At 70.3% G+C, this 23,337-nt stretch carries 17 protein-coding genes and 3 pseudogenes; 7 read left to right on the top strand and 13 right to left on the bottom strand.

Going from position 1 to position 23,337, the window contains the following annotated elements; genetic code table 11:
- Nucleotides 1-2: 2 nt before the first annotated feature.
- The 5 genes from ASC60_RS25130 to ASC60_RS25110 form a co-directional block, all read right to left on the bottom strand.
- Nucleotides 3-1,523 carry a Wzz/FepE/Etk N-terminal domain-containing protein gene (locus tag ASC60_RS25130; protein ID WP_055554709.1) on the bottom strand — a complete coding sequence of 507 codons (1,521 nt, stop codon included), beginning with the start codon at nucleotides 1,521-1,523 and terminating at the stop codon, nucleotides 3-5.
- On the bottom strand, nucleotides 1,520-2,929 hold the full coding sequence (locus ASC60_RS25125; RefSeq protein ID WP_055554707.1) for a Wzz/FepE/Etk N-terminal domain-containing protein: 1,410 nt from the start codon (nucleotides 2,927-2,929) through the stop codon (nucleotides 1,520-1,522). The genes ASC60_RS25130 and ASC60_RS25125 overlap by 4 nt, the downstream gene beginning before the upstream one ends.
- Nucleotides 2,926-4,164: a glycosyltransferase family 4 protein gene (locus ASC60_RS25120; protein WP_055554704.1), complete on the bottom strand. Its 1,239-nt coding sequence runs from the start codon at nucleotides 4,162-4,164 to the stop codon at nucleotides 2,926-2,928. Before ASC60_RS25120 ends, ASC60_RS25125 begins: the two co-directional genes overlap by 4 nt.
- Nucleotides 4,154-5,473 carry a nucleotide sugar dehydrogenase gene (locus ASC60_RS25115; protein ID WP_055554702.1) on the bottom strand — a complete coding sequence of 440 codons (1,320 nt, stop codon included), beginning with the start codon at nucleotides 5,471-5,473 and terminating at the stop codon, nucleotides 4,154-4,156. The genes ASC60_RS25120 and ASC60_RS25115 overlap by 11 nt, the downstream gene beginning before the upstream one ends.
- Nucleotides 5,474-5,543: 70 nt before the next feature.
- Complete coding sequence (locus ASC60_RS25110) at nucleotides 5,544-7,022, bottom strand: sugar transferase (protein ID WP_055554700.1); 1,479 nt, start codon at nucleotides 7,020-7,022, stop codon at nucleotides 5,544-5,546.
- A gap of 1,026 nt (nucleotides 7,023-8,048) precedes the next feature.
- On the opposite strand from ASC60_RS25110, the gene ASC60_RS25105 reads away from it, so the two are divergent.
- The gene (locus tag ASC60_RS25105; RefSeq protein WP_055554698.1) at nucleotides 8,049-9,323 is read left to right on the top strand and encodes a 4-hydroxybenzoate 3-monooxygenase; all 1,275 of its coding nucleotides are present in this window, start codon (nucleotides 8,049-8,051) and stop codon (nucleotides 9,321-9,323) included.
- A gap of 68 nt (nucleotides 9,324-9,391) precedes the next feature.
- Here the strand turns inward: ASC60_RS25105 and ASC60_RS25100 are convergent.
- Nucleotides 9,392-9,604: pseudogene (locus ASC60_RS25100) on the bottom strand (N-acetyltransferase); the annotation flags it as partial.
- 154 nt (nucleotides 9,605-9,758) lie between these two features.
- Here ASC60_RS25100 and ASC60_RS25095 point away from each other — a divergent pair.
- Nucleotides 9,759-11,318 (top strand): cytosine permease, encoded by a 1,560-nt coding sequence (locus ASC60_RS25095; protein WP_055554834.1) that lies wholly within the window; start codon nucleotides 9,759-9,761, stop codon nucleotides 11,316-11,318.
- A gap of 302 nt (nucleotides 11,319-11,620) precedes the next feature.
- On the opposite strand, the gene ASC60_RS25090 is transcribed toward ASC60_RS25095, so the two are convergent.
- Nucleotides 11,621-11,860 (bottom strand): hypothetical protein, encoded by a 240-nt coding sequence (locus ASC60_RS25090; RefSeq protein WP_055554697.1) that lies wholly within the window; start codon nucleotides 11,858-11,860, stop codon nucleotides 11,621-11,623.
- A 338-nt stretch (nucleotides 11,861-12,198) separates the two neighbouring features.
- Between ASC60_RS25090 and ASC60_RS25085 the strand changes: the two genes are divergently transcribed.
- The 5 genes and pseudogenes from ASC60_RS25085 to ASC60_RS43145 form a co-directional block, all read left to right on the top strand.
- Nucleotides 12,199-13,593, top strand: coding sequence for an MFS transporter (locus ASC60_RS25085; protein WP_055554695.1), 1,395 nt, complete (start codon nucleotides 12,199-12,201; stop codon nucleotides 13,591-13,593).
- Nucleotides 13,590-14,810 (top strand): FAD-dependent monooxygenase, encoded by a 1,221-nt coding sequence (locus ASC60_RS25080; RefSeq protein WP_055554692.1) that lies wholly within the window; start codon nucleotides 13,590-13,592, stop codon nucleotides 14,808-14,810. The genes ASC60_RS25085 and ASC60_RS25080 overlap by 4 nt, the downstream gene beginning before the upstream one ends.
- Before the next feature lie 466 nt (nucleotides 14,811-15,276).
- Complete coding sequence (locus tag ASC60_RS25075; protein ID WP_055554690.1) at nucleotides 15,277-16,218, top strand: aminoglycoside phosphotransferase family protein; 942 nt, start codon at nucleotides 15,277-15,279, stop codon at nucleotides 16,216-16,218.
- 257 nt (nucleotides 16,219-16,475) lie between these two features.
- Nucleotides 16,476-16,706, top strand: a complete 231-nt coding sequence (locus ASC60_RS39640; protein WP_079038590.1) for a LysR family transcriptional regulator — start codon at nucleotides 16,476-16,478, stop codon at nucleotides 16,704-16,706.
- A pseudogene (locus tag ASC60_RS43145) lies at nucleotides 16,664-17,218 on the top strand (transposase); the annotation flags it as partial. The gene ASC60_RS39640 and the pseudogene ASC60_RS43145, both read left to right, overlap by 43 nt.
- On the opposite strand, the gene ASC60_RS25070 reads toward ASC60_RS43145, so the two are convergent.
- The 6 genes and pseudogenes from ASC60_RS25070 to ASC60_RS25045 form a co-directional block, all read right to left on the bottom strand.
- Nucleotides 17,155-18,177 (bottom strand): Rossmann-like and DUF2520 domain-containing protein, encoded by a 1,023-nt coding sequence (locus ASC60_RS25070; protein ID WP_079038589.1) that lies wholly within the window; start codon nucleotides 18,175-18,177, stop codon nucleotides 17,155-17,157. The pseudogene ASC60_RS43145 and the gene ASC60_RS25070 sit on opposite strands and share 64 nt — an antisense overlap.
- Nucleotides 18,174-19,094 (bottom strand): cyclase family protein, encoded by a 921-nt coding sequence (locus ASC60_RS25065; RefSeq protein ID WP_234357111.1) that lies wholly within the window; start codon nucleotides 19,092-19,094, stop codon nucleotides 18,174-18,176. The genes ASC60_RS25070 and ASC60_RS25065 overlap by 4 nt, the downstream gene beginning before the upstream one ends.
- Before the next feature lie 51 nt (nucleotides 19,095-19,145).
- Complete coding sequence (gene panB, locus ASC60_RS25060; protein ID WP_199831042.1) at nucleotides 19,146-20,009, bottom strand: 3-methyl-2-oxobutanoate hydroxymethyltransferase; 864 nt, start codon at nucleotides 20,007-20,009, stop codon at nucleotides 19,146-19,148.
- 896 nt (nucleotides 20,010-20,905) lie between these two features.
- Nucleotides 20,906-21,688: a type I methionyl aminopeptidase gene (gene map, locus ASC60_RS25055; protein ID WP_055554685.1), complete on the bottom strand. Its 783-nt coding sequence runs from the start codon at nucleotides 21,686-21,688 to the stop codon at nucleotides 20,906-20,908.
- A gap of 106 nt (nucleotides 21,689-21,794) precedes the next feature.
- Entirely contained in the window at nucleotides 21,795-22,484 is a 690-nt protein-coding gene (locus ASC60_RS25050) for a CatB-related O-acetyltransferase (RefSeq protein WP_055554683.1), read from the bottom strand.
- Between the two features lie 47 nt (nucleotides 22,485-22,531).
- Nucleotides 22,532-23,325: pseudogene (locus ASC60_RS25045) on the bottom strand (ATP-binding cassette domain-containing protein); the annotation flags it as partial.
- Between the last annotated feature and the right edge of the window lie 12 nt (nucleotides 23,326-23,337).

The following is a 23,337-nucleotide window of genomic DNA, read 5'->3' as shown; positions in this document are numbered from 1 at the left end:
TCCTACCGTGCCTCCTGGTCGCTGTCCGGGACGCGTGCGGCCCACATCGGCGGCCGCTCCGTCCGTAGTTGGCCCGTCCCGTGTCGCGGGGCCGGCCGCCCGCCATGGCCCCGCAGCGCTATGTGCAGTCCGTCCCACAGCGTGCCGTCGGTCCGGTCACGCGGATCGGGGTCGATCAGCACCACGCCGATCACCGGAATGCGCTGGTCGGCGAGCTGCCGCGCCACGGTGTGCAGCCATGCGGCGCTGCCGTGCCCGGCACGTACGACGAGCACGGTCCGGGTACCGAGGTACTGGAGGTCGGTCCACGCCGTACCGGGCGCCACCGAGCCGACGCCGACCCGGCGCTCCTGGTGCGACACGGCCGTGGCCTGCTCGCCGCTGACCACGGTGGGGTCTCCTGGCTTCGGGCGGCGGCCTGCGAGCTGCGGGCCGGGCAGACCGTCGATGATGACCACCGGCCCGTCCGCCTCCAGTGCGCTGGCGAGGTCCCGGGCGATCTCGCTCGTGCCGCGCGCACAGCCCAGTTCCAGCAGCGACACCGGTTCCGTGGAGCCGCGCACGGTGCGGGCCAGGGACGCGGTGAGCCGTGTCCGTGCCGCCCCGGTCCGTCGGCGCCGCCACAGCGTGCCCGGCCGGCGGGGCAGCTCCGCGATGACCGAGGCGCCCAGGTTCGCCGCGATCTCCCGGCGCAGCACGGGGCGGTCCGCCACCACCGCGCCGACCGCGGCCACCGCGAGCCCGAGGACGAGCCCGAGGACGAGCCCGATCGCGGCGTTGGTGGCGGCGGTTCTGGGCAGGGAGTGCGGCACCGCGCGGGGGGCGTCCACGATCTGTGTGCCGGCGATGACCCGGGGCGCGCCGGTGCGGGCCTCAGCGGCGCGTTGGTCGAAGTCGGCGATCCGCGAGTTGAGTTCGGCCCGGCGGGCGAAGAGCGACTCGATGCCCGCCGACGCTTGCGGGTCGCTGCCCGGCGAGCGGTCTCCGATCGCCTTGTTGACCTCGGCGAGTTCGCGCCGCACGCGGTCACGCTGGTCGAGCAGGGCCTTGGACTCGGCTTTCGCGGCCTCCCGCATCCGCCGCACATGGTCCGCGACGAACGCGTCGGCCAGTGCCCTGGCCCGGGCCACCGCTTCCGCGTCGCTGTCACCTGTCACATCGATCTGCAGCAGGTTGTTGGTCAAACCGGTGCCCCGGTACTCCCGCATGAAGTCTTCGGGTTTTTCCGGGGACTTGAGGGACTGCAGGGCCTTGCCCGCGATCCGTGTGGTCCCCAGCAGCGCGACGTCGGTGCGGATCAGTGTTCCGGTGTCGTTCGGCTGGTCCTCCTGATGCGCGACCAGCACTTTGGTCACCGCGCTCGGCGGCGGTGGCAGCAGGGCCGCCATCGCCGCGCCGGCCAGCAGCCCCAGCACGGCCATGGAGCACCAGAGCCGGCGGCGCCTGCGCACCGCCACCACCAGCGCCTGCAGGTCGAACAGCGGAGTGGCCGCCGACCACTCCGGCGTCGTGCTCGCCGTCACACGGCACCTCCCGTCGCGTGGCCGGGAACGGCGAGCGCCGGAGTGGCGTCATCGGAAGGGGTGCCGGCAGACCGCTTCGGGCGGGCCCGGACCGTGCCGGCGACGACGATGCCGACGACCTCGTGCTTGCCGTCCACACACGCCTCGGCGATGCCGGCCAGCTCCGCCGCGCTCCAGCTGCCCGCGCTGAGCACGACCAGGGCGCCGGACTCGGTGCCACGGTCCGGCACCAGCGGCTGGGACACCGAAACCGCCACCACCCGCAGCCTGGGGTATCCCCTGGTCGAAGCGGACGGGGAGGGATCACCCCCGGACACGGCGACGAGTTGCTCGGCGGCCCGGCGGGCGATCTCGTCGCCTTCGGGTACGACCACCAGCAGCCGCCGTGGGGCCGGCAGCCGGTCCCGGAGGCGGGCGCACACCCGCCGGTAGCGGATGTGCCTGCTGGCCTCGTCGCCGGACGCCTGCGGCGCCGGGACGTCCCACCGGGTGTCGACGCCGAGCAGCCGGCGGATCCGGGCCCGCACACCACTGCCTTCCGGCCGGTGCGCGCGCCGTTCACCAGGCACGTCGACAGGTACGTCGACGGTACCCAGCAGCGCCGAGCCCAGCGCCGCGGCGATCTCCGGTTCGGTGCGCAGCCGGCGGCTCATCCGTGCGGCGGTGAGATGGCCGATGACCGCGAGCAGGAAGAACAGCAGCGCTCCGGCGACGATGAGCTGCGTCCTCGTCGGCGGTGCCGCGCCGGCCGGCCGGGCCGCCGGTCCCATGACGACCATGGTGGACTTGTTGGTCACCGGGTCGGCCTCGTCCAGCTTTTTCATGGCCTCCTGCAGCGCGATGCGCAGCTTCTCCAGCTCGGTGCGGCCCTGCACGCTCTCCACGGTCCGCCCCGGATCGGCCGCGTCGGCCAGCTCGGTGATGCGGCGGCTGGTCCGCACCACCATCTTCCGCAAGTCCTCGGGCCGGGCCGACGCTTCGGATTCGCTGTCCTCGCCTGCGAGCCGCGCGGCGAAGGTGACGAATTGCTGGGCCACTTGGTCGGAGAGCCGCTGCGCGCGCTCCGGTGTGTCGGCCGTCCCCGAGATCTTGATGATGTTCCCGTCGGTGGCCTCGGCGCTCACCCGGTCCCGCAGTTCGCTGCCGCCGGCGCCGGGCCGGCCGAGCGTGGCGGCCACGCGGTCGAGGACCACCGAACTGGTCGCGATCTCCGCCTGGGTCAGCAGTTCGCGCTCCTCCCACGCCCCCGGCAGCAGTACCGACGCCGACGTCGTGTAGCGCGGCGGAAACAGCAAGGAGGTGCCGTAGCCGACGAGCGCCCCCACCACGGCGAGGACGGTGAGCAGCCGCCAGCGCCGACGGATCATCCGCCCGATCGTGACCAGGCGTATCGTGTCATCGCTCAACGGCGCGGCCTCTTCCCTGACCGGTCCGGGTTCCCCGCCGACGCGTAGGCGGCGAGCAGCGACGTTTGTGAGTTCCGCCAGGAGAGCGGCCCGCTGATCCGCTCCTGGCCGATCTTGCCCATCCGGGTCCGCTTCTCCGGGTCGTCGAGGAGCAGCGCGATGAGCTTCGCGAACTCGGCCTCGTCGTCGGCGGGCGCGTAGACGGCGGCGTCGCCGGCGGAGACCCGCGCCTCCTTCAGGTCGAACGAGACGATCGGCCGGCCCATCGCCATGTACTCCAGGACCTTGTTCATGGTCGACACGTCGTTGAGCGGATTGCGCGGGTCCGGGGAAAGGCACACGTCCGCGGTGGACAGGTAGCGCACCAGGTCGGCGTCCGGGATGCGCCCGGTGAACTGCACCTGCTCGGTGAGCCCGAGCCGCCGGGACAGCTCCACCATCGCGTCGAAGGCGTCGCCGGAGCCGATGAACACCGCGTGCCAGTCGGTCCGCCCGAGTTCGTCGCGCAGCCTGGCGAGGGACCGCAAGGCGTAGTCGACGCCGTCCTGCGGGCCCATGACGCCGAGGTAGCACAGCAGATGTGGCCTGCCGCGCTTCAACTCCGTTTCTTCCGGCACCGGTTGGAACCGCTCGACGGCGGGCGCGCTGCGCACCACGAAGACGTCCTCCGGCCGCTTGCCGCCCCGGCGCAGCGCGACGTCCCGGTAGCTCTCGTTCGTGGCGAGTACGACGTCCGCGGCGCGGTAGGTCCGCCGTTCCAGCGCGCACACGGCGCGGTAGAGCAGGTCCTCGCCGCGGCCGAACCGGGAGAGGTACAGCTCGGGCACCAGGTCGTGCTGGTCGAAGACGAACCGCGCTCCGCGCCGCTTCAGCCACAGTGCGGGCAGGAACAGCAGGTCGGGCGGGTTGCACGCGTGGACCACGTCGACGGGGCCGACCTTGCGGATCAGCCGGGCCGTGTGCCACAACGCCGATCCGTACTCCCGCAGGTAGCCGGCCGGTCCTCCGGTGGCCGCGCGCAACGGGTAGCGGTGGATCCGCACCCCGTCGATCACGGCCTCCGGCTCCGTGTCCCGTTTGCTCCCCCGGGGGCAGATGACGTGCACCGTCCAGCCCGCGTCGCGCAGTGTCGTGCACTCCTGCCACACCCGCCGGTCGAACGGCACCGACAGGTTCTCCACCAGGATCAGCGCACGCCGGCCCGGCCCGTCACCACTGATCGCGTCACCAGGCAAGGCCCATGTACCCCGGTTCGGTCCGGCGCGCCTCGGCGTCGGGAAGGCGGATGAGGTCGACGATCGCCGGGCCGTCGCCGCCGTGGGGCAGCGCCGACAGTACGGCCGGGTCCCTGGTCCCGACCAGGCACACCTCGGCGTGTTCGAGCACCTCGCCGACGGAATCCGCGAGCAGTTGCGCGAGGTGCGGCAGCCGGTTCTCGATGTATTCGCGGTTCGCGCCGAGCAGCCGGGAGAGGCTCACGTTGGCGTCGTGGATCCGCAGGTCGTACCCCTTGCCGAAGAGCCTCTCCGCCAGCTCGACGAGCGGGCTCTCGCGGAGGTCGTCGGTGCCGGGTTTGAAGGACAGCCCGAACAGGCCCACCCGGCGCTTGCCGGTGCGCTCGACCAGCTCCACCGCGCGCTGCAGATGGTCGGAGTTGGAGGGCAGCACGTGGGCGAGGATGGGCACCGAGACGTCGGCCCGCTGCGCCGCGTACACCAGGCCGCGCAGGTCCTTGGGCAGGCAGGAGCCGCCGAAGGCGAAGCCGGGCCGCAGGTAGGCGGGGCTGATGTTCAGTTTGCGGTCGGCCAGGAACACGTCCATCACCTGGTGCGAGTCCACCCCGAGCGCCTGGCACACCGCGCCCAGCTCGTTCGCGAAGCCGATCTTGAGGCCGTGGAACGCGTTGTCCGCGTATTTGATCGCCTCGGCCGTCGGGACCGGCACCCGGAACACCTCTCCGGGCAGGCCGTCGTACAGCGCCGCCACCACATCGCCGCTCGCCGGGTCGAGTTCGCCGATGACGGTCTTGGGCGGGTCGAAGAAGTCCCGCACGCTGGTGCCCTCGCGCAGGAACTCCGGGTTGACCGCGACCCCGATATCCACCCCGGCGGTGCCGCCGATGTACTTCTCCAGGATCGGCACCAGCAGGTTCAGGCAGGTGCCCGGCAGCATGGTGCTGCGGAACACGACGGTGTGCCGCCCGCCGCGCTCGGCGAGCGCCGCGCCGATCTGCTCGGTGACCCGCTCCAAGTACGTCGTGCACAGGCTGCCGTTGGGCTCCGACGGCGTGCCCACGCAGACCAGCGACACCTCGCTGCCCATGATCGCCTCACGGACGTCGACGGTGGCGCGCAACGCCCCGGCCCGCACGACCTCGGCGATCAGCTCGCCGATCCGCTCCTCGACCACCGGGGCCTTGCCGTCGTTGACCAGGTCGACCTTCACCTGGTTCACGTCCACTCCGATGACCTCGTGACCCATGCCGGCCAGGCAGGCGGCCGACACGCAGCCCACGTAGCCGAGCCCGAAAACGCTGACTCTCATGACCGTTCCCCCCTCAGGCACGCCCTTCCGGCCTGCCTTCCGTGCGCCGACCGGACGACGCCCCCGCCCATCAGTAGGCCCCCTGCCCCTGGAGCACCGCGCGCAGCGTCTTCCACAAGATCACTGTGTCCAGGGCGAGCGACCAGTCCTCCACGTACCGCAGGTCCAGCCGGACCGCCTCCTCCCACGGCAGATCGCTGCGTCCGCTGATCTGCCACAGGCCGGTGAGCCCGGGCTTGACCAGCAGCCGCCGCCGGATGTCCGGGCCGTACGCGGCGGACTCCTCCGGCAGCGGAGGCCGCGGACCGACGAGCGACATCGATCCGGTGAGCACGTTGAAAAGCTGCGGCAGCTCGTCGACCGAGTACCGGCGCAGCACCGCTCCCACCCGGGTCACCCGCGGATCCCGGCGGAGCTTGAACAGCAGGCCGGCGCCCTCGTTGCGGTGGGCCAGCGCGGCTCGCCCCCGGTCAGCCCCGGCGACCATGGTGCGGAACTTGAGAATGGTGAACTCCCGGCCGTCCTTGCCGACCCTGCGCTGGCGGTAGAACACGCCACCCCGGCTGTCCACCAGCACGAGCAGCCCGACGAACACCATCAGCGGCGCGAACAGCACCAGCAGGATCGCCGCGCCCATGCGGTCGACGACCCCTTTGACCGCCCGGCGGCCCCCGGTGAAGGTCGGCATGCTGACCCGCAGCAGCGGGATCCCGAGCACCGCGTCGATGTGCAGCCGCGGGCCGGCCACCTCCATCAGCACCGGGGCCACGACCATCTCGGCGTCGCTGCCTTCGAGGTTCCAGGCCAGCCGCTGCAGCCGGTCCGGTGACCAGTGCGGATCCGGTGTGACCGCGACGACACGGTAGCCGTCGCGGCGCACGTGGCCCGCGACGTCCGCCAGCGGGCCGACGACCGGCACTCCGTCCAGTTGGTCACCACCGAGGCCGAGACCGTCCGTCGTGCACACCGCCTCCACCCGCCAGCCGAGGTGCGGGAACTTGCGGGTTCGGGTGATCAGGTCGCGTACGGTGGCCAGGCTCCCGGCAGCGAGCACCGGTCGCAGGCAGCGTCCTTCCTTCCGCTGTTTGTGCAGCCACAGACGCAGCAGATACCGCGCGGTCATGGTGATGAGCGCGATCGCGGGGATCGCGACGAAGATCCAGAGCTTGATGTTGCGCGAGGTGAGGGCGATCCCGCCGAGCGCCAGCACGACGGTCGCCGCGAACAGTGAGCGTCCGAGCCTGCGGAACTCCTCGGCGCCCTGGCCGAGCACGGCCGGAGCCCACGACCGGGTCACCGCAAGCGCCCCCAGCACCAGCAGCTCGGTGCCGAACGCGAGAATTCCCCATTTTTCATGCCAGTTGGCCGCGTCCCGGGCCCCGAAGAAGTTGCCGATCGCCGCCACCACGCAGGCCGTGGCCACCGTATCGCTGGTGATCACGGTACGGCGGTACCGCTGCTCCCAGTCGGTGGCGGGCTGGCTGATTGTCCCGTCCGCCAAACGCCCTCGCGCCGGCGAAAACGGGTTGACTAATCCCCCTTGCCGCACAGAACCCCCCAGGTCCCCAGTGGTTCGACGTATTCGCCTAGCACTGTTCCTCCCCCTTCGGCAGGCCCCCGCCTCCCGTACTGTTCCTCCCCCACGGGAGGCCCCCCGCCCCCCGCGCCGCGCTGTTCCTCCCCGTGGGAGGCCCCCGCCTCCCACGCATGCCATGCCGGCTGTCTCAGACGTACGTGAACGACTCACCCTGGCGGCAGCGGACTCGCCTGTCCGGCCAGACTCTTGAGGTACGTGGGAGCCCGTCGCGTCCTCGGGCGCTCCCCGCACCCAAGGCCCCCCTCGGCTCCAAAAATCGATCACCCCCACGTCCGGCGCCGACGAGGCGACTGCTCGCTACTCGTAGAGCCGGACCCATAGATCATTATTTGTCGCCTGGTGTCCAAACATGTGAAGCACGGGCCAATCTAGACCATCGGGGCCCCGCTGAAGAGAGGATGTGTGGAATTTGTGCCCAAACCTTGAAGCCGCTTCCACCGATCGGTGAGCGTCCGCCGGCGCCTCGGCGATGAAGGCATGCCTTCTGAGCTGCCGTGAAGGACGTTCTCCTGGCTGTCTGCACCGGCACCCCGGACACGTCCCGGCACTGCCGACTGGGCCGCGTTGAGGACCCTGTCCGGTGGCGCCGCACACCGAGTGCGCGTGCCGGTTGCCGTCCGCGCCGGCCTCGGCCCGGCCACCGGCGTGGCGGCGGCCTTCATCGACCCGCCGCCATGTCGATCCTCACGACCTCGTATCCGGGGGCCGCAGCGCGACAAGGCCCTGCTGGTCTTCGGCGGCTCCCTGCCGGCGGTCGTGGCCTACGGACCATTCCTGCCGGCCGGCCACCGCACAACGCCTTCCCCTATCCTGTCCAGTCCCCGATCGGTAGGTGATGTGCCCTACAGTGATGGCCCATGCCGGTGCCTGGACCGCCGACCGGCGACCGGCGAAGCCCGGACGGGGCGGTCAAAGGGCATGGCGCGGGCGGGATCGAGCATGATCGCGCTTGGCCGGGCTTACCCAGGAGGCGGTCAAATGGCAGCAGGGCCCCAGGAGTCGCGGGAGCCGTCGGAGTCCACGACTGTCGTGGTGATCGGTGCGGGTCCGGCCGGTTTGACCGTCGCCAACCTTCTGCGGCGCAGCGGTATCGACTGCGTGATCCTGGAGCGCCTGAGCCGCGGGCGCGTGACACAGCGCCAGCGGGCCGGCATCGTCGAAACCCGCGCCGTCCGGATGTTCGACTCCTGGGGGCTGGCCGACCAAGTCCTCGGTGGAGCCCCGTCCGATGGCCTCATGGAGTTCCGGGTGGATGGTGAGAGCCACCTGGTGTCCGATGACGACGGCTCCGAAGGCCCCCGGGCCCGTCTGTGCCCGCAGCAGGTGCTGGTCCAGAAGCTCACCGCCACATACCTCGCCGATGGCGGCGACCTGCGCTACGAGGCCGCCGACATCTCCCTGCACGATCTGGCCGGCGACCGCCCGACCGTCCGCTACCGCAGCGCCGACGGCACTCTCCGTGCCATCTCGTGTGCCTTCGTAGCCGGTTGCGACGGCGACCATGGCGTCAGCCGCGCCGCCGTCCCCGACGGTGTTCTCACCGCCCACGCCTTCGATCACGGCATCGGCTGGCTCACCGTCCTCGCCGACGCCCCGCCGCCGGCCCGCCCCCTCCTCGCCGTCAGTGCGCACGGCTTCGCCGCCCACTTCGCCCGCGGCCCGCACACCAGCCGCTACTACCTTCAGTGCCCGCCCGAGGACCGGCCCGACGCCTGGCCCGACAGCCGTATCTGGGAGGCCCTGCGCACCCGGCTCGCCGACCCCGCCCTCGTCCCCGGCCCGATCACCGACCGCGAGGTCTTCCGGCTCCGCAGCGTCGTCCACGAGCCCATGCGGTACGGCCGCCTCTTCCTCGTCGGCGACGCCGCCCACATCGTCTCCCCCCTGGGAGGCAAGGGCATGAACCTCGCCCTCCACGACGCGGACCTCTTCGCCCGCGCCGTCCGTGACTCGGTCCACGACCACGACGACACAGGCCTGCACGCCTACTCACGCCGCTGCCTCCGCCGCGTCTGGAACGACCAGGAGTTCTCCCACTGGCTGACCCGGACCCTCCACGACGCCGGTGACGACACCCACTCCGGCCCCTTCCAGCGAGGCCTGGCCCGCGCCAGACTCGACCGCCTCTTCACCTCGCGCAACGCCGCCCGCACCTTCGCGGAACTGATGACGGGGCTGGACTTCGTCCCGGACGCCGAGGCCCACGACGGCCCAGGGCCGGTGGCGCGCGGCAGTGCGTCGGCCGGCGATTGACGACCGGGCGTTCGCGTTCCACGGGCTGGTAGCCGTGCTTCCGGCGGCGCCGCCGAGGTGATCGGTCAGTCGTCGGCGAGCACTACGCCCGGCCAGACCGCGCCGGCCCGGTATCCGGCCAGCAGGTTGTCGATCCGTTCCGCCTGGCCCTCCGGGGTGAAGAAGCCGGCCGGCTGGGCCGGTTCCCACGGCCGGAAAGCCTCGAAGTCCCGCACCCGATGCGCGGCGATCGGGGCAGCGTCGGTGGGCTCGATCAGGCGGATCCTGGTGCTGCCGCGCATGGGCTGATCCTCGTCGCAGTGCGTCGGATGAGACGGCCACCCTATGCCAGGGTGCCCCCGCCGGGCGGTTGCCGCTGGTCAGCGATAGGACGCAGACTGTGGCCCCGTCCCCGACCACGGGGCGATACCACAGCCGTACCGGAGGGTGGAGTCCGTGACCACGTCGATCACCGAGATCGAGACCCATGGTGTCGACCGCATACCGGACGAGGAGCGGTCGGCCCGCCCGATCGACCTCTTCCGGCTGGCTTTCGGCGGCGCCAACACCTTTGCGACGTGCGTACTCGGCGCCTTTCCCGTCCTGTTGGGGCTGTCCTTCCTGCAAGGTCTCGCGGCGACCGTCTTCGGCCTGGTCGCGGGGGCGCTGCTGCTCGCCCCCATGGCGCTGTTCGGCCCGGCGAACGGCACGAACAACGCGGTCTCATCCTCGGCGCACCTGGGGGTGCACGGCCGGATCGTCGGCTCGTTCCTCTCGCTGCTCACCGCGATCGCGTTCTTCTCGATCTCGGTGTGGTCATCGGGTGACGCGCTCATCGGCGGGGCGCACCGGCTCGCCGGTGTACCGGAGTCGGAGGTTTCGTACGGCGCCGCCTACGCGGTGTTCGCGGTCCTCGTCCTCATCGTCTGCGTCTACGGCTTCCGCTTCATGCTGCTGGTCAACAAGGTTGCCGTGACGGCCGCTTCGGCACTCTTCGTGCTGGGCGCCGTCGCCTTCGGCGGCGATTTCGACCCCGGCTACGCGGGCACCTTCACCTCCACCGCCGACCCGCTGTTCTGGCCCTCGTTCATCGGCGCCGCACTGATCGTGCTGTCCAACCCGGTCTCCTTCGGCGCCTTCCTCGGTGACTGGTCCCGCTACATCCCGGCCGCGACACCGCGCCGCCGGGTGATGGGCGCCGCGTTCCTCGCCCAGCTCGCCACCCTGCTGCCGTTCGTCTTCGGCCTGGCCACCGCCTCGGTCATCGCCACAAAGGCCGCCGCATACGTCGACCCGGCCGCTCCCAACTACGTCGGCGGGCTGCTGGCGATCTCACCCGGCTGGTACTTCCTGCCACTGTGCCTGATCGCGCTGATCGGCGGTCTGTCGACCGGCACCACAGCGCTCTACGGCACCGGCCTCGACTTCTCCAGCGTCTTTCCGCGCTTCAGCCGGGTCAGGGCGACCTTCCTCATCGGGGCCCTGTCGATCGTGTTCCTCTTCCTCGGCCGGTTCGTCCTGAACCTCACCCAGTCCATCTCCACCTTCGCGACGCTGATCGTCACCTGCACCGCGCCCTGGATGATCGTGATGGTTCTCGGCTATGTCACCCGCCGTGGCTGGTACGACGCTGAGGCGCTGCAGGTCTTCAACCGCCGTCAGCGCGGCGGCCGTTACTGGTTCACCCACGGCTGGAACTGGCGCGGGATGTCCGCCTGGCTGGTGTCGGCCGTCGTGGCGCTGCTCTTCGTGAACCTGCCGGGCCAGTTCGTCGGCCCGCTGGGTGATCTCGCGAACGGCGCCGACATCTCCCTGCCGGTCGGCCTCGCCCTCGCGGCCGTGAGCTACCTCGGACTGCTGACCGCGTTTCCCGAACCGCGCGCGGTGTACGGGCCGGACGGACCCCGCCTCGTGCGGGCCTCGGCCGCCGGCACCCCGCCCATCACCGACTCCCCGGGCAGCGCCGACGGCCACTGCGCCACCAGCGCCAGCGCCACCGCTCCCGAGCACACCTGAGCGGCCATGGCCGCTCAGGTTCACCCGTAGGGCATGTCCCAGTCAGCTCCAGCCGACGCGGCTCACGCCGCGGTCCCCGTCACGGGGATGCCCCGGGGCGCGACGCTGGGCCGCTCTCGCGGTGATGCTGGTCGGCACGCCGCTGGCCAACCTGGATGTGTTCATCGTGGTCGCCTCCGCCGGGTGCGCGCCGGCGCCCACCGCCGGGGGGCTGGCCCCTGCTCGGCTGCTGCGAGGCGCGGGCCGGCTTTGATCGCTTTGTTCACCTGCGGCCTGAACGCCTTCTTTCTCGTTCTGGGCCTCTACCTGCGGGAGGGGCTGCGCTGGGGCCCCTGGCCGCGGGCGAGAAGGATGCTGCCGCCGGCCGGCCTGTTCGCCGTCACCTCGCTGGTGGTGCCGCCGTATCCAAGGTCGACGAGTCCCCTCTGCTGGTGGCGGGAGGACTTGTGGCCGCCGGCGGTCACGCTGCCGAGCCCGTCTGCGCGCTCGGCGGTGACAACGGTCCGCTCCTGGTCGCCGAACAGCCATCCGGCTGCCTCCACAGGCCGCTCACCCGCCCCCTGACACTACGGCTGTTCCCCAGCCCCTTTGACCTGCTCGTGGGTCTCCGGCTCCTCCTCGACTTGGCGCCGCGTCGCAGGTGGAAACCTGGTGCGCCGACCGTGCCCGCCTTTTGTCACCCTGACCCACCCCAGGTATGGCACGAACAGTGGCTCTGGGGGGTGATGTGGGGTGAGCGCCGCGCTTCCTAACATGCCGGCTCACACGGACAAGGGGGCGCACGTGCTCAAGCACAGTGCCCGAACCGGGCCCGGCGAAACGGCAGCGCTACGCGCGTTGCCGAACCCTCACGCGTCCGACAACGAAGGAAAGAACATTCATGACCACAACCCTGGCGCCCCCGCTCCGCATCGGGAAGGCCGCTGTCGGGGCCCTCGGCATGCTGGCGGCCGCCACCGGGACCCTGGAGTCGGTGGTGACCCCGACGCTCCCGCTGCTGCAACGGGAATTGTCCATGAGTCCCGCCCAAGGGGCACTGCTCAGCATCACGATGCTCATCACCGGTGCTCTCGTCACGCCCGTCGCGGGCAACCTCGGTGACCGCTACGGCGGGAAATGGATGATGCTCCGGCTGATGGCGGTGGTCTCGGCCGGTGGACTGGTGTCCTCGCTGGCACCGAACCTGCCGGTCCTGCTGCTCGGTCAGGTGCTGGAGGGCGCGATGGTGGGCGCGATGCCGCTTTCGTTCATCCTGGTACGCAAGCACCTCCCCACGGGAGAGTCCCAGGTGGCCATCGGGGTGGTCAGCGGGTTGTTCGTGGGCGGCGGCATGCTGGGGACGCTGTTGGCCGGGCCCATCGCGGAAGGGCTGTCCCGGCACTGGATGTTCGCGATACCGACGATCGCGGTCGCCGTGGCGACCCTGCTGGTCCACCGGCTGATGCCGAACGATCCGCCGGCCCGGTCGGACGCCAGGATCGACTGGCCCGGCCTGGTCCTCCTGAGCGGCGTTCTGCTGACCCTCATGCTCGGGCTCTCGATGGCGCCCGAGTTCGGCAGCCGGCCGCTGGCGCTCGGCGCCCTCGTTGTGCTCCTGGCCCTCCTCGTGACCGGATGGATCTTCGTTGAACGCCGGTCACCCTCGCCGATGGTCGATCTGAACCTGGTGGCGAAGCCAGCGATATGGAGCTCCTATGCGGTCACATTCGCCGTCTGCGTGGGTACCTCGGTGTCGATGTATCTCGTTCCGCAGCTGTTCGCGGTGTCCGCCGACGGATACGGGTTCGGGGCCGGCTCCACCGACATCGGGCGGTACCTGTTGCCCGGCGCCGTCGCGGGGGCGATCAGCGGGCCGCTCGGCGGGGCCGCGGCGCGGCGTTTCGGCTCCAGCGCCGTGGTCACTGCCGGAGTCGGCGTCATGACGGCCACGTTGGTCGCCCTGGCGTTCGTGCACACCGAGATCTGGCACCTCGTCGTCGGTAAGGCGCTGATCGCCCTGACCAGCGGTGTCTGCATCACGGCGATGGTCGTCAAGACCGCCACCTCGGTCGATCACGGCAACACCGGCACCGCCACCAGCCTGGTCCTGGTGACTCGCGTGATCGGCTTCGCGGCAGGCGCACAGGTCAGCGGCGCCTTCCTCACCGCCGGGACCCATCCCGGGATGGAAGGCCCGGCCGAATCGGCCTTCGTCACCGGCTTCGTCATCGCCGGCGCCGTCACGGCGCTGTCCCTGCTTGCCGTCCGCACCATGAGCAAAGGAGTCAAGGCATGACCCTCACCGATCCGTTGACGGACATCCGCACCACGCCGAGGCACGAGGTCTTGATTTCGGGGGCCGGCATCGCGGGGTCCGCCCTCGCGTTCTGGCTGAACCGCTACGGATACGCGGTCACGGTGGTGGAGAAGGCGGGCGCACTACGGAGCGGTGGATACCCCATCGACGTGCGCGGCACCGCACTGGAGGTCGTCCGGCGGATGGGAATCTTGCCACAATTACATGACGCACACGTCGACTTGCGTCGGCTCACCTTCCTCGACGGGGACGGCAGCAAGGTGGCCTCGGTCAACCCGCATACCGTCGTCGGCAGTGTCGCGGGACGGGACCTGGAGGTGCGGCGCGGGGATCTGACCGACGCTCTTTACACGGCGGTCCGTGACGACGTGGAGTTCATGTTCAACGACTCCATCGCCACCCTCGACCAGTCCGGCCACGGGGTCGATGTCACCTTCCGCGGGGGCGGCAGACGTACGTTCGACATGGTGTTCGGCGCGGATGGTCTGCACTCACGTACCCGGGAGTTCCTGTTCGGCCCCGAAGAGCAGTTCCACCGGTATCTCGGGTACTGCTTCGCCGTGTTCACGATGCGCAACACCTTCGGCCTCTCCCACGAGACCATGATGTGGAACACCCCCGGCAGAGCCGCGGCTCTCTACGCCGTAGGGGACGACGACGAAGTGCACGCCTTCCTGAACTTCGCCCACCCGGAACCGCCACTCGACGCGCTCCGCGACCCAGAGGCCCAGCGGGACCTGGTGGCCACTCTTTTCGCCGACGCGGGATGGGAAGTCCCGGGCATGATCGCCGCCATGCGCGAGGCGGATGATCTGTTCATCGACGTGGTCAGCCAGATCCGCATGCCTCGCTGGTCCAGCGGCAGGGTCGCCATGGTGGGCGACGCCGCGTACGCACCCTCGTTCCTCACCGGACAGGGCACCAGCCTCGCGCTCGTCGGTGCGTACATGCTGGCCGGTTCCCTGGCCGACCGTGACGCCACCGCGGGCTTCGCCGCCTACGAACACGACACGCGTGAGTTCGTGACCCTGAACCAGGGGCGGATCGGCGTGGGCGACGCCACGCTCTTCCCCACCACCGCTCGCGCCCTGGAGCGGCGCAACGACATGCTGCGCGATCTCAGCACCATGCCCTCCGGGGAGGGACGACCGGCCCACTCGGCCCTCACCCTGCCCGCATTCCTGGCCGCGAGGTAACCCCAGACAGGCGCCGATGGCGGCCGTCACCGGGGGGAGATCGGCTGCGCGATGCCGGCCTCCCCGACCGCGGTCCTCGCGGACGGCGGCTATCGGGCGCGCCGGCGGCCTGGCCAAAGGAGGCCCGAGGGAGACGGCTCCCGCCTCGCCGCCTTGGAGGACGCTCAGCCGAGGCAGAACTCGTTGCCCTTGTCGGCAGGAGGGCCCCTGCTGGCCGCCGCTGTGTCGTGCGGTCGCAGGGGGTCAGCTGATGTCGATGCCTCCATGGGGATCGCCCTGCGTGGACAGCCCGCGAGAACGACCCGGGCCTGGCGGCGAGGCCCGCCGGAGGCTGGAGCCGCCCGCAAGATCGTGACCGCGGTCATCACCGCGTCGAGCAACCGAGCGGCCCGGATGCTCAGGCCGGACTCTGCTGCGTACTGGACGTCACGAACGGTGGTCCACCGTCCGGCTATCGTGGCTCCGCATGACCCACACCGAGATCGAGATCACCGCGGAACTGGTCCGGGATCTGCTACGCGACCAGCACCCCGACCTGGCAGATCACCCTGTGCGGCTCGGTGCGCGGGGCTGGGACAACCAGCTGTGGCGGCTCGGCGACGACCTCGCCGTCCGGCTGCCCTGGGCGACGCTGTCCGCGGACGCGCTGCTGCGAAAGGAGCACGCCTGGCTTCCCGCTCTCGCCCCGCACCTTCCCCTGCCGGTCCCCGTACCGCAGCGCCTCGGCGAACCCTCCGAGCGGTTTCCGCGGCCCTGGATCGTCACCACCTGGGTGCCGGGAACGCCCGCCGACCGCGCCCCCGCCACGCGCGCCGCGGAGGCGGCCGACACCCTGGCCGCGTTCCTCACCGCTCTTCACCGACCTGCCCCCGCCGGGGCGCCGACCGGTCGTGACCGCGGAGGGCCGCTGACCGATCAGGCGGAAGGGTTCGAACAGGCCTTGGCCTCGGCCACCGAGTCGCGGCTGATCCCTGACCCGGACGCTGTCCGCGCCGTCTGGGAAGATGCCGTCGCCGCACCCGACTGGACGGGGCCGGCACTGTGGCTGCATGGCGATCTGCATCCGGCCAACGTCCTCACGGCGGACGGCACCTTCTGCGGTGTGATTGACTTCGGCGATCTGTTCGCGGGCGATCCGGCCTGCGATCTCGCTGCCGCCTGGATGCTTCTGCCGGACGGCGCCGTCGACCGCTTCCACGACGCCTGCCAACCGGCCGCCGACGCAGCGACCCGACGCCGCGCCCGCGGCTGGGCCGTGTTGAAAGCCCTCGCTTGCATCTTCATCGGAGAGGCAGGCGTCCACGGCCGTCCGGGCGGCAAGCGCACCTGGGGCCCGCCCGCCCAGACCGCGCTGCGACGCCTCACCACGACGATCCGCCCCTCCAGTCCCCCAGCGCCGAAGAGGTGACGTCAGGGATTCGGGGCGGCGGGCGGCGGCCACCGCGGTGTCACCGGCGCCGAGAGCTGCCCGCGCGATCGCCTGCCCGAAACCGGAGCCGGCGCCGTTGATCAGCCAGACCTTGCCGGTTGCGGAGCGGGCGGGGTGGCGACGGGAGCAGAAACGGCGCGGGCGTTGTCGCACATGGAAATCTCCAGGGTGGTTCCGGAAGCCGACGGGGTACCAGCCGGCGAGCACGCCCGGGCGATGTCCCGGCGCGCGTCTCCATGACGGCCACCGCCCGTTCCCGTTGTCCAAGACAGAAATCAACGCGCTTCCTCCGCCGGGCGGCAGCGCGGCTGTACGTGAGCCAGCCAGCCCTGTCGTACGCGCTGCGGAAGCTGGAGGCGGAAGCCGGGGCCCGCAAAAAGGGGATCACGATCCGGGCCGGCCGCCTGCCAACGGGCTGGCGGCCGAGCCGGAGGACCACGCGCTCGGACGCTCGCGCGGCGGCCTGACAACCAAGATCCACCTCGCTGTCGAAACCTCCTTTCACGTCCTGTCCGCCGTGATCACCACCGGACAGAGCGCCAACGCGCCGGTGTTCACCAAGGTCATGGACCGCATCCGCGTTCCACGGCCTGCTGGTGGACGACCACGTGTCCGCCCCAGCCACCTCCTTGCCGATCGCGCCTACTCCTCCCGCCAGATCCGCGAGTACCTGCGCCGGCGGCAGATCCCGCACACCATCCCGGAGAAGCGTGACCAGGCAGGACACCGTCTCCGCCGCGGTTCGGCAGGCGGCAGACCACCAGGCGTCAACCGCGACATGTACAAGCGCAGGCACAAAGTCGAGTGCCGGAAACGGACCACCCGCGTTGTTCGAGCTCGTCGTACGCGCCGCCTTGCCACGTCGACAACCGTCCGGCTGGATGCGCAGCAGGTGGCGGCGTCGACGAGAGGCGCCTACCGTCCCGCTGTGCTGTTTCGGTGCTCTGACGCTGCTGACGGTGCATCATCCAGCGGTTGATTGGGACGGGGTACCAGATCGAGCACCACCTGGTCGCGTCCATGCCGAGCCGGCGTCTGCGCCGTTGCCGCTTGCTGGCCATGGCTCGCTATGGAATCGTTCAGGATGTTCTGGAGCGTGGCGACAGCGGAGCCGGTGAGACGTCCCGCTGCTGCCGCGCGGTACACAGTGTGGCGGGCCATGGCCAGGTAGGCGTGGTGGTCCTCGGCCGAGTGGCGAGCCAAAGCGTCGAGGTGACCGGCGACCACGCGGCTGTCTCCGCGTGCGATGGGGCCGGTCAGGGCGTCCACGCCACGGCGCAGCGTGTTGTCCAGGGCGGCCCGCGTCAGCGGACCGAGCAGCTCGGCGGGGTCGTCCACTCCGGTACTGCGCAGCATGTCAAGGCTTGCGGATACCAGGGCGACGAGGTGATTGGCAGCGTGCGTGACAGCCGCGTGGTAGAGGCTGCGGTCCTCTGGCAGGGAAAAGGGCGTGCCTCCGAAGTCGGCTATGAGGGCGCGGATGGTGGCGGTGAGGGCGGATGGTGCGGTGAGGCCGAATGGCGTGCCGGCGATCCGGTCAAGGTCGTCGCGTTGCCCGGTGAACGTCATCACGGGATGGATGGCGGCGGTGCCGGCGCCTGCCTCGGCCAAGGGGGCCAGATCCTGGACGGCGTACCGGCCGCTGGTGTGCACAACGAGCTTGCCGTGCCAGGGGAGGGGCTTCAGCTCCTCAACTAGGGTGTGCAGAGAGTCGTCGGGTACCGCGATCAGCACAAGCTCTGCGGCACGGGCGGCCTCCAGCGGCGTGCTGATCTGTGCTCCGGGCAACCGCTCGTCGATCAGACGCCGGGAGGCCGGCGAGGATCCGGAGGCGCACACCACTCGGTGCCCGGCACCGGCCAAGATCGCGCCGAGTGCGGTGCCGACCCGCCCCCCGCCGATCACGCTCACGGTCCATTGCGCTCTACCGTTGCTCATTTGATCGCGAGGGGGTTGACGGGAGAACCGGTGGCTGCCGTGATCTTCAGTGGTGAGGCCGCGTACAGGAAGGTGTACTGGCTGTCGCGGGCACAGTCCATGGCGAGCTCTTCCAGCGCGGCCAGCTCGGTGAAGACCACGCCGAGGTTGCGCATGAGCGCACCGTGCAGGGCGAATTGGGAGCCGCCGGGGGTGCGGGTTGCTTCGTTGGCGATGGTGTCGGTGACCAGCACCGGAATCTCCATGCTCCGGAACCATTCGACGAGTTCGGGGCTGTAGAGCAGTCCCGGCTCGTTGAGGTCGGTCAGTACGTCGGGACCTGCCTGCGTGCAATAGCGCGGCCAGCCGGTGCGGATCACCAGGATGTCCCGGGGAGTGAGGGAGATGCCCTGGGCACCGGCGCATTCGACAATGTCGTGGTGGTCGAAGGTCTCGCCCGGCTCCAGCGTCTCTTTGCCGCGGTGCGCGGCGATGTCGATGAGTACGCCGTGACCGACGATGCCGCGTTCGGCCAGCGGCAGGGCCCCGGCATGCTGCATCCCACCGACGGTGGTGTCGGCGCTGCGGCCGTTGTAGATGGTGTCGTCGAACCAGGCGTGTCCGAGGCCGTCGACGTGGGTGGTGCCCTGCAGATGCATGGAGAGTGTGTCATCGGCAAACTGCAGACCGCCGGGGAAAGGCACGGCGCTGCCGTTCCGGTAGCTCTGCCGGTCCTGAGTGATCGTGTGCTGTGCGGGATCGCGGCTGGGGTGCATCAGTTCGTCCGCTGCGTCCCCGATGAGCTGCTGCAGCGTCACCACGCGGCCCTGCCGTATCGCCTGTGCGCCGCGCAGGACTTGTCCGGTGTCGAGCAGGTTCAGGCATCCCACCTCGTCGTTGTCGCCCCACCGGCCCCAGTTGGTGGGGGCGTCCTTCAACAGGGCGGTGAGGTCACCGGCTGTTTGTGTAGTGTTCACGGGATTTGACTCCTACGAGTAGCAGTGCTGCGAGTCCGGGTATCCGCCAGCGGCCACGTCGTCGATGAACTCGCCGACCGCCGCAGCCAGTTGTGAGCGCATGTCGGCGTAGCGCTTGACGAATTTCGGTGCCGGCTCGGGAGTCAGTCCGGCCAGGTCCTGCCAGACGAGTACTTGGGCGTCGCAGTCGGCGCCCGCGCCGATGCCGATCGTGGGAATGTCGACTTCGGCGGTTACCCGACGCGCCAGATCGCTCGGCACCACCTCCAGGACCAGAGCGAACGCCCCGGCCGCTGCCAGCGCCTTGGCATCGGCCAGCAGTTGCTCACCGGCTTCCGCGCGGCCTTGGACCCGGTAGCCCCCCAAAGCGTGGACCGACTGCGGGGTGAGCCCCAGATGGCCCATCACCGGGATGCCGGCCTCCACCAGCGCCGACACCTGGTCGACCACCCGGGCGCCGCCCTCCAGCTTCACCGCCTGCGCCCCGCCTTCCTGCAGGAACCGCGTAGCACTGGTCAGCGCCTGGGTAACGGAATTCTGATAGGAACCGAACGGCATGTCCGCCACCACCAGGGCATGCCGCGTTCCCCGCACCACTGCCTGCACCAGCGGCATCAAATGGTCCATGCCCACACGTACCGTGGAGTCGAAGCCGTAGACCACGTTCGCCGCGCTGTCGCCCACCAGCAGCGCCGGCACCTTCTGTTCATCGAAGAGCCCTGCGGTGAGGGCGTCGTACGCCGTCAGCATCACCCAACGTTCCTGACGCCGCTTGGCTTGCGCCAACTCGCGAACTGTCACCCGCTGCCCTGATTTGCGCCCGTACAACCCGCTCGCCGATTCCGTACCCGAACTCAACAGATTCTCCTCGCCCACCCACCGCAGTGCCGACACGGCGCCTTACGTTGCAAGTGTGAAATCCGGAATATGCAAATTCGCGCGCACGACGTCGACGGGTGACCGACTCCGGGCACGTCGCATTCATCCCCTGACGGGCGGACCCATTCGCCGACCGCGCGCATTGCTCACGTTCCACCACTCCCGGGAGGGAGTCAACGCCTGGGGCGCATGAGGTTGTTGAGGTGAGCCGGCCTCCGTGATGATCTCGGAGGCGTTGAACGGCACCTTGCAACGCTGTGACCAGCGCTTATGCTTCCGTCCTTCCGGTCAAACGCGAATAGCGGCCATGTGGAGGCAACTTGAGTGGAGGTTTTGTGAGCTGCAGGGCTCGGTGCGCGCTGCGATCAGGCGCGATGTCGCTCTGCGGCACCAGCGGTCATGAGCCGGCATGAACGCCCGTGTGCTCGTGATGCGCAGGCCAGAGCTCCCCGTCCAGCACATGGGCGTCAAGGTGCCCTTCGTCTCGCCCGGAACCAGGTCGCCGACCTGGTGAGGCTGCTCAGTCATCGGTACCGTGATGGCTGTCTTTGCGGAGTTTGACGGTCTGCACGGCATCGGGCCCGTTGTGCGACAGTGCCGTCATGCCGATCGTGATGGCCGGTCTCCCGGCGGCGAGGCAGCGGGGGCGTCGGGCCACCGGTCGTGAGCGGTGGGAGCGACGGTCCCGGGGCGTTGAGGCATCGAGGAGCCGACCTGGGAAGCGGTTCAGCGGCGACGGGCCGAATCGGGCCCTGGGCGGATCACCGGCTGGTCCTCGATTCGAACGCCGATCTGACCACGAACGTGGTGAAGACCCAGGGCGATGTGGCCACAGGAGCAACGGTCCTCACCATCCACCTCCTGACTCTCTTCTCGACGCGCGCCCCAAAGCCTCACAACTGCGCTCGCTTGGGCAAGGTGAGGATTTCGGCTCCGTCGCCGGTGATGGCGATCGTGTGCTCGCTGTGTGCCGTCCGGCAGCCTGTCGCGCTTCGGAGCGTCCATCCGTCGGCATCGGTGACGAGTTCAGCGGTGTCCGCCATGATCCACGGCTCCAGTGCCAGCAGCAGCCCAGGGCGCAGTTTGTATCCACGGCCAGGCCGGCCGGCGTTCGAAACGTGCGGGTCCTGGTGCATCGTTGACCCGATGCCATGACCTCCGAACTGGGTGTTGATCGGGTAACCCGCCTCGCCGAGGACCGTGCCGATGGCATGGGAGATGTCGCCGATGCGGGCCCCGGGCCCGGCAGCGGCGATCCCCGCGGCCAGCGCGCGTTCGGTGGCACTGATCATCGCGACGCTCTCCGGGGGCTGTGCGTCGCCCACGATGAAGCTGATGGCGGCGTCTGCGGCTACGCCGCCTTGGGAGACGGCGAGGTCGAGGGTCAGCAGATCGCCGTCGGCGAGCGTGTAGTCGTATGGCCGTCCATGGAGCACGGCGTCGTTGACAGCCGTGCAGATGTAGTGGCCGAACGGGCCGCGCCCGAAGGAAGGCTCGTAGTCGACGTAACAGGACAGCGCTCCCGCCTCGACGATCATGGCCTTGGCCCACCGGTCGATGTCCAGCAGGTTCGTGCCGATCGTGCTGCGGCTCTTCAGCGTCTGCAGGATGTCAGCGACCAGGGCGCCGGTGTCTTTTGCTCGGGCCAGCTGGGTGGAGCTCAGGATCTCGATCATGCGGCGCCCTCTCATGCAACCAATAACTATACCGGCCATACTATACCGGTACGAGAATTGGGTCTCTGGTCAGGCGCCGCTCACCGCGGTGCGTGGGCAGCCCCGCCTACGAGGACCCGGCCACCGGCGGCGGGTCCTGAGGCGCCTCCGCCGGCTGCGCGGCCGCCGCGTTTTCCAGGTCGTCGATGCTGCCGGACATGATCGTGTGGACGTGTTCGGTGATGCGCCGGAGCGGCCAGTGCCACCAGGCCAGGGCCAGGAGGCGGTTGACGTCCGCATCGCTGTAGCGGCGGCGGATGAGGCGGGCGGGGTTGCCGCCGACGATGCCGTAGTCGGGGACGTCGTCCACGACGACGGAGCCGGAAGCGATGATCGCTCCGTGCCCGATGCGGACGCCGGGCATCACCATGGCCCGGTAACCGAACCAGACGTCATGGCCCACCACGGTGTCTCCCCGCCCGGTCAGGCCGGTGATGAGGGGGAAGTGCTCGGACCAGGAACCGCCCATGATCGGGAAGGGGAACGTCGAGGGGCCGTCCATGCGGTGGTTGGCACCGTTCATGATGAACCGCACGCCCTCGCCCAGCGCGCAGAACTTCCCGATGACCAGCTTTTCCGGTCCGTAGTGATAGAGCACGTTGCGCGTCTCGAAGGCCGTCGGATCATCGGGGTCGTCGTAGTAGGAGAACTCTCCGACCTCGATCAGCGGCGAGGTGACCAGTGGCTTCAGCAGGACCACCCGCGGCTGCCCGGGCATCGGATGGAGCACGGCCGGGTCGGGGGGAACAGAGGGCATCACGAGTTGCTTCCCTTTCTGAACAGGTGTCGGCTGGCCCGGAGGCCTCAGCACCGGGTGGCGGACGTCGAGGTGGCGCGCATGGCCAGGTGGGCGCCCTGCCAGCGCCGACGCAGCCGGCGGTCATGGCTGACGATGACGATGGCGCCGTTGTACCCGGTGAGAGCGGCCTCCAGCTCCTCGACGAGGGCGGGCGACAGATGGTTGGTGGGTTCGTCGAGCAACAGGACGTCGGACGGCTCGCTGAGCAATCGTGCCAGGGCGAGACGCTGCAGCTGCCCGGTGGACAGTCGGCCGACCGGCACCGTGAGCTGGTCGCGGCCGAACAGGCCGAGGGACAGCAGTTGCTCGGTGTACGCGGCGGCCTCCCCCGCCCGTCCACGGGCGAAGGCGGCCAGCACGGTCTCGTCCGGCTCCCCGGGGTGCGGCTCTTGGGGGAGGTGCCCGACCCTGCCGCGGCGGGTGACGCTCCCGCTGTCGGGGGCGACTTCTCCGGCCAGGACGCCGAGCAGGGTGCTCTTGCCCGCTCCGTTCGGCCCCGTGATCAGCAGGCGTTCGCCCGCCGTGACGGTGAGGCTCGCACGGTCGAGCCGGTCGGTGACGGCGATGTCCACGGCGTCGAGTACGACGCTCTGGAGGTGGCGGGCACGCAGCACGGGGGTGAAGCGCAGCGGCTCGGGCGGGGGCGGGACCGGGTCGTCGAGCAGGCGGCGCAGCCGTTCCTCGGCGTTGCGCACCCGGCTGGCCAGGGACCGCTGCACTCGTCCGCCCGCCCGGTCGTAGGCCATCTTGTTGCCGTCCTTCATCGGACGGCCGGGGCCACCTGGCGGGCGGTGGTCTTCCCGCGGGGGCT

Source organism: Streptomyces sp. NBRC 110028, from assembly GCF_001417735.1.
In the GTDB taxonomy this organism is placed as follows: domain Bacteria; phylum Actinomycetota; class Actinomycetes; order Streptomycetales; family Streptomycetaceae; genus Streptomyces.
Note: the sequence above shows the minus strand (reverse complement) of the source record. Positions and strands in the feature narration are given on the sequence as shown.